Source organism: Citrobacter sp. TBCS-14, assembly GCF_005280805.1.
GTDB classification, from domain to species: Bacteria; Pseudomonadota; Gammaproteobacteria; order Enterobacterales; family Enterobacteriaceae; genus Citrobacter; species Citrobacter gillenii.
The window spans coordinates 1-535 of record NZ_SZWM01001331.1 but is presented as its reverse complement, the minus strand read 5'-3'; the positions used below and the strand labels follow the sequence as shown (position 1 = coordinate 535).

At 55.2% G+C, this 535-nt stretch carries 1 pseudogene; it reads left to right on the top strand.

What is annotated here, in order from left to right:
- Window positions 1-35 precede the first annotated feature (35 nt).
- Window positions 36-535, top strand: a pseudogene (gene tolA, locus FDX22_RS27680) (cell envelope integrity protein TolA); the annotation flags it as partial.

Sequence of the window (535 nt, the reverse complement as noted above, 5' to 3'; positions counted from 1 at the left end):
CGCGTAACAGGCGAACAGTTTTTTGGGAACCGAGAGTGTCAAAGGCAACCGAACAAAACGACAAGCTCAAAAGGGCGATAATTATTTCAGCGGTGCTGCATGTCATTTTATTTGCAGCGCTGATCTGGAGTTCGTTCGATGAGCACATTGATGCTTCAGGCGGCGGTGGCGGTTCGTCTATTGACGCCGTCATGGTCGACCCTGGTGCCGTTGTTCAACAGTACGACAGGCAACAGCAGCAGCAGGCAAGTGCGAAACGCGCAGAAGAACAGCGTGAAAAGCAGGCGCAGCAGCAGGCCGAGGAACTTCGTGAGAAGCAGGCGGCCGAGCAGGAACGACTGAAGCAGCTANGAGCGTCTGAAACAGCTGGAGAAAGAACGTTTAGCGGCGCAGGAAAAAGTGCGCGAGCAGGCGGAACAGCAGAAACAGGCTGAAGCCGCTGCGGCGAAAGCACAGGAGCAACAAAAGCAGGCTGAAGAGGCTGCGGCGAAGGCTGCTGCAGATGCGAAAGCTAAAGCAGATGCTCAGGCGAAAC